The following is a 5,425-nucleotide window of genomic DNA, read 5'->3' as shown; positions in this document are numbered from 1 at the left end:
GTCACAATCGTGAAATCGTGCTTCCGTTCTCTAGCCCGGCACCTTGAGCGGCGCCCGCCGCTCAAGGTGCCGGGCTAGAGAACGGAAGCACGATTTCACGATTGTGACAGCAAAGCCGTTTGCGGCCTGCGGCAATTCCCGCTAAGACGCGCGCCATCCTTGCCACTTGGGAACGCACCGATGACGGATATCGCCGCCACCGCCGAAATGCAGGCCGCGCTGCTTTCGCGCGCGCTGCCCTACATGCAGCGCTACGAGAACAAGACGGTCGTGGTGAAATATGGCGGCCATGCCATGGGCGACAGCGAGCTCGGCAAGGCGTTCGCCCGCGACATCGCATTGCTGAAACAGTCCGGCGTCAATCCGATCGTCGTGCATGGCGGTGGACCGCAGATCGGCGCCATGCTCAACAAGATGGGCATCGAATCCAAGTTCGAGGGGGGCTTGCGCGTCACCGACCAGAAGGCGGTCGAGATCGTCGAGATGGTGCTGGCCGGCTCGATCAACAAGGAGATCGTGGCGCTGATCAATGCCGAAGGCGAATGGGCGATCGGGCTGTGCGGCAAGGACGGCAACATGGTGTTCGCCGAAAAGGCGCGCAAGACCATGATCGATCCGGACTCCAACATCGAGCGGGTGCTCGATCTCGGTTTCGTCGGCGAGCCGGTCGAGGTCGACCGCACGCTGCTCGACCTGCTCGCCCGCTCCGAAATGATCCCGGTGCTGGCGCCGGTGGCGCCCGGCCGCGACGGCCACACCTACAACATCAATGCCGACACCTTCGCCGGGGCGATTGCCGGCGCTTGCAGGGCCTCGCGGCTCTTGTTCCTTACCGACGTGCCCGGCGTGCTCGACAGGAACAAGAAGCTGATCGACGAGCTGACGGTCTCAGAGGCCAAGGCGCTGATCAGGGATGGCACCGTGTCGGGCGGCATGATCCCGAAGGTCGAGACCTGCATCGAGGCGATCGAGCGCGGCGTCGAGGGCGTCGTCATCCTCAACGGCAAGACGCCGCATTCGGTGCTGCTGGAGCTGTTCACCGAGCACGGCGCCGGCACCCTGATCGTGCCCTGACGCGGCAAGTTCGCCGTTTCCGAGAAACGGCCAATCGCTATAATCAGCCGGCTAATTTTTTCTGCTCAAGCGATCCCATAGCCGAAGCCGTCGGCCTTGGCGCCGGACGCTGAAAAATCATCGATTCCTCCTCGGCGTCCTGCGGCGCGCCCCAGAATTCGGCGAGGCTCGGTCCGTCCGTCACGCGGCGGTCGCGGACCAGGAACCCCCAGACTTCGCGAAACCAGACGCGGCGGCCCATCTTCGTGTACCACCGCATCGAATGGCGCTGCTCGGGATCGCGATGGAACAGGACGCGCGCCAGCGCCTTCGGCCGCGACTGCACGGCGAGCTCGATCAGCTTGACGCTGAAGAACAGCATCCACGGCTGCAGCCGCGTCATCTTCAGCACCTGGTGCTTGTAGTCCCAAAGCCGGACATCGGTCTGGATCACCCTGCGATCCCGGGCGATGCGGAAGAACGGCGTCCAACGGTGCGGCGTGACATAGAGCGCCTGGATCTGGTCCGGATCGTAGGCGATGAGCTGGCGGAAGCCGCGCCACAGATCGTGAAAGCCCTCGTCCTCGAATCCGGCCACCCACGTCGCCATCGATAAGATGCCGTGCCGCCTGAGCAGCCGGATCGCCTCGCGGTCGGACGCGGTGCTGCCGCCCTTGCGGATCAATGACAACGTCTCCTCGTCGGTGTTCTCCATGCCGAGCAGCCAGCGGATGACACCGGCCTTGCGATAGAGATGCAGGATATCGGCGTCGCGCACGATGTCGTCGGCGCGGGTCGAGCCGACGATCAGCACCGGCACGCTCTCGGCGATCATGGCCTCGAGAAAGGCCCGCCAGGCTCTCTTCGAGGACGTCGGGTTCTCGTCGGCGAGATTGATCAGCTCGACGCCATGCTCACGGTGCAGCCAGGCGATCTCGCGCGCGAATTTCACGGGATCGCGATGGCGCCAGCGGGTCCAGAAGCCGCGCTGGCCGCAGTAGTTGCACAGATGCGGACAGCCGCGTGAGAATTGCATGACCACGGCGCGCTTGCCGCCCCAATAGCTGTAGCGTCTGACATCGATCAGCTCCCAGCCGACACGATAAGCATCGAGATTGACGATCGTGCCTGCGGGGCGCGTGGCGAAAGGACGGTCGAGGTCGTCGCGATAGGCGATGCCGGCCACATCGGCGAGCGGCCGGCGCCGGTCCAACGCCTCGACCAGCGACACGATGGTCGCCTCGCCTTCGCCGCGCACGATGAAATCGAAGGCATCGGTCGCGGCCAGTATGTCGTGCCAATGGTAGGTCGGAAACACACCGCCATAGATCACCAGCGTCCGCGGCGAGCGTACCTTGACCATCCTGGCGATCCGCAACGCGGTCGGATGTGCCGACGTCGAACCGGAATGGCCGATCAGGATGCAGTCGGGATCGCCGCGCAGCGCGTCGTCAACCAGCGTCGGAAGCGGCATTGGCCCGAATTCGGCATCGACGAGCCGCACCTCATGGCCTGCGTCGAGCAGCGGACCGCCGAGCGCCAAAAGGCCGAGCGGCGGCAAATGGTCGTCCGGCACGCGGCTGCCGATGGCGGTGTGCGGCGGGTTGATCAGCACGATTTTCATGGCGGACCCTTTGCGGTGGCGATCCGCTGGTCCTAACCGTCGATCTGGATGGCGAGTTGGCTTGCTTCAGCAGTTTCGGTGCAGCTTTTCCGCAGGAATGGCGCGCCGGCCGCTACCGCCTGAGATGCGCGAGCGGCACGTGGCCTGGTCCCTTGATGTTCTGCAGCACGAGCTGGGTGTGCACGTCGCGCACGCCGGAGAGCCGCATCAGCCGGTGCATGACGAAGGCGTTGAGGTCGTCGACCGAGGGCACCATCACATGCAGCAGGAAATCATGGTCGCCGGTCATCGTCCAGCAGGAGGACACCTCGTCCATGCGCTGCACGGCGGCGATGAAGCTTTCCGGCGAGCCGTCGCTGTGGCTGGTGAGCCGCACCTGGATGAACACCTCGACCATCAGGCCCACGGCGCGGCGGCTGAGGACGGCGGCGAAACCCTTGATGATGCCGGCGCTCTGAAGCGCCTCGAAACGCCGCGCGCACGGCGTGGTCGACAGGCCGATCTCCTGCGCCAGCTCCGATACGGGCTTGCGTCCGTCGCGCTGCAGGATATCGAGCATCTTGATCTCGAAATCGTCAAACTGAGGCATTTTCACTCTCCAACAGCCTTTCGATAGCGTCTTTTACCTCGAATTGCGCAAGCAGGCCATGATCAAAGCGGAATTGCCTCGCGGTCTCGGGCTAAGCTTCGGAAATAATTGACCCAGTCATGATTTCGCGAGGAGAACAGCCATGACGATCAGCGTTGCCGATTACGCCCGCGACTGCGCGGCGCAGGGGCTGCGCGGCGACTATTCGGTCTGCCGTGCCGATTTCACCGTGGCGCAGGGCTACGACTACAGCGCCGACGAGCAGGCGGTGTGGCGCACGCTGTGCGACCGCCAGACCAAGCTGACGCAGAAGCTCGCGCACCGCTCCTATCTCGACGGCGTCGCGGCACTCGGCCTACTCGACCGGATCCCGGATTTCGGCGTGATCAGCGAGAAGCTGCGCAAGCTGACCGGCTGGGAGATCGTCGCCGTGCCGGGCCTCATCCCGGCCGCGCCCTTCTTCGACCATCTCGCCAACCGCCGCTTCCCGGTCACCAACTGGCTGCGGACGAAGGAGGAGCTCGACTACATCGTCGAGCCCGACATGTTCCACGATTTCTTCGGCCATGTGCCGATCCTGACGCAGCCGGTCTTCGCTGACTTCATGCAGATGTATGGCCAGAAGGCGGAGGACTTGATCGCGCTTGGCGGCGACGAGATGATCACCCGCCTCTACTGGTACAGCGCTGAATATGGGCTGATCCGGGAACCCGGCCAGCCGGTGAAGGCTTTCGGCGCCGGACTGATGTCGTCGTTCACCGAATTGCAGTTCGCCATCGAGGGCAAGGACGCCCACCACGTGCCGTTCGACCTCGAGACGGTGATGCGCACCGGCTACGAGATCGACAAGTTCCAGCGCGCCTATTTCGTGCTGCCGTCCTTCGACGTGTTGCGCGATGCCTTCGGTAGCGCCGATCTCGCCGGCATCGTCGCCCGCCATAAGGGCAAGCCGGCGCTCGACCCGGCGACGGTCTAGTGCATGTCGCCCAAAGCGCGCAGCGGTTTGGGCGACATGCATCAAGATAAGTGCTTGTAGCGCGGCGCCTGAATCCGTTTCAGCGCGTCGCGCTTTGAAGTCGGCGTCGCCCAGCCGACCTAGGGAGCGGTTCAGTCGCCAATGAGGCGGTTGGACCGCTCCGAGTATTTGCGGCCACTTGTCATCAGCAAGCTGCCACTTGGGTCAGCAAGCTGCCGGGATCAGCCGGCATCCGCCGCCTCGGCCTTCAGCCGGGCAAGCTGCTCGCGCTGCAGGTCGAGCGCGGCGGTGATAAAGCGCTGGACGGCGGCCAGTTCGGCGTCGCTGAAGCTTGCGATCAGCCTTTCCCCGTCCCGCGCGATCGCGCCATAATAGCGCGCCGACAGCTCGCGGGTCAGATCGGTCGCCTCGATCACCACCTTGCGCCTGTCTTCCAAGCTGCGTGTGCGCGTCAGCAAGCCGCGCGCCTCGAGCCGGTCGATCAGAGCGGTGACGGCGGCCGGCGTCAGCCCGGTCGCCACCGCCACCGCGCCCGCCGATTGCGGGCCGCCATAAAGCAGGCCGAGGCATTGGCGCTCCGCCGCATTCAGCCCGAGCCTCGCTCCAACCGCTTCGTCATAGGCCTGGGTCGCATCCTGCCAGCGCATGATGGCCTGGCTGATGGTGGCCGTCATATCGGTTCGATTCGTGCTTGACGATTTTATTTCGATCATCTAACTATCAAATTGTCTAACATTAAGACGTACAGTAGCAATATGCGACCACAGCTTGCGCAAGGCAAGGCCCGGTCGCCGACAAGGAGCAGAAAATGAGCATGATTCAGCAGCGGACTCCCCTCTCGCACGAAGAGGAGTTCAAATACGCCAAGCTGGCGATGGAATGGTACGGCTGGGGTTCGCCGATCGGCCTCGGCATTCTGCTGGTCGCGTTGGCGGCAGCAGCGGTGCTGGTGCGCATCGCCGTCTACGGGCTTTAAGCCCGGCGGCGGAACAATTCCCCCCAAAGGCGCGCCAGGGCGGCGCCGGCGGCCTGTCGGGTTGCCGGCGCCGCCTGCTTCTTCCGAATGATTGATTTCCTCCCGGACGGAAAACCGCGACGCACTTTTCCTGGAATTGCCTAGACGGCGATGATCTTGCTCAGATGATCGCCAAGCCGGCAGGCCAACGCGGTGATGGTCGTGGTG

General features: G+C 64.2%; 6 protein-coding genes. 3 read left to right on the top strand and 3 right to left on the bottom strand.

Features of this window, described 5'->3' with window-relative positions:
- The first annotated feature begins 180 nt into the window (after positions 1-180).
- Positions 181-1,074, top strand: a complete 894-nt coding sequence (argB, locus tag EN742_RS22655) for an acetylglutamate kinase (protein ID WP_128333294.1) — start codon at positions 181-183, stop codon at positions 1,072-1,074.
- 43 nt (positions 1,075-1,117) lie between these two features.
- On the opposite strand, the gene bchE is transcribed toward argB, so the two are convergent.
- Positions 1,118-2,677 carry a magnesium-protoporphyrin IX monomethyl ester anaerobic oxidative cyclase gene (bchE, locus tag EN742_RS22650; protein ID WP_126057182.1) on the bottom strand — a complete coding sequence of 520 codons (1,560 nt, stop codon included), beginning with the start codon at positions 2,675-2,677 and terminating at the stop codon, positions 1,118-1,120.
- 112 nt (positions 2,678-2,789) lie between these two features.
- Positions 2,790-3,266: an Lrp/AsnC family transcriptional regulator gene (locus EN742_RS22645; protein ID WP_126057183.1), complete on the bottom strand. Its 477-nt coding sequence runs from the start codon at positions 3,264-3,266 to the stop codon at positions 2,790-2,792.
- Positions 3,267-3,408: 142 nt separating this feature from the next.
- Here EN742_RS22645 and phhA point away from each other — a divergent pair, with 142 nt between their 5' ends.
- Positions 3,409-4,242, top strand: a complete 834-nt coding sequence (gene phhA, locus EN742_RS22640) for a phenylalanine 4-monooxygenase (protein ID WP_126057184.1) — start codon at positions 3,409-3,411, stop codon at positions 4,240-4,242.
- A gap of 221 nt (positions 4,243-4,463) precedes the next feature.
- Here the strand turns inward: phhA and EN742_RS22635 are convergent, their stop codons facing one another.
- Positions 4,464-4,955 carry a MarR family transcriptional regulator gene (locus tag EN742_RS22635; protein ID WP_126057185.1) on the bottom strand — a complete coding sequence of 164 codons (492 nt, stop codon included), beginning with the start codon at positions 4,953-4,955 and terminating at the stop codon, positions 4,464-4,466.
- A 95-nt stretch (positions 4,956-5,050) separates the two neighbouring features.
- On the opposite strand from EN742_RS22635, the gene EN742_RS38225 reads away from it, so the two are divergent.
- Positions 5,051-5,218 carry a hypothetical protein gene (locus EN742_RS38225; RefSeq protein WP_189347290.1) on the top strand — a complete coding sequence of 56 codons (168 nt, stop codon included), beginning with the start codon at positions 5,051-5,053 and terminating at the stop codon, positions 5,216-5,218.
- The last annotated feature ends 207 nt before the right edge of the window (positions 5,219-5,425 follow it).

This window comes from Mesorhizobium sp. M4A.F.Ca.ET.020.02.1.1, from assembly GCF_004022645.1.
GTDB lineage: Bacteria > Pseudomonadota > Alphaproteobacteria > Rhizobiales > Rhizobiaceae > Mesorhizobium.
This window is presented reverse-complemented; position numbering and strand designations above follow the sequence as displayed.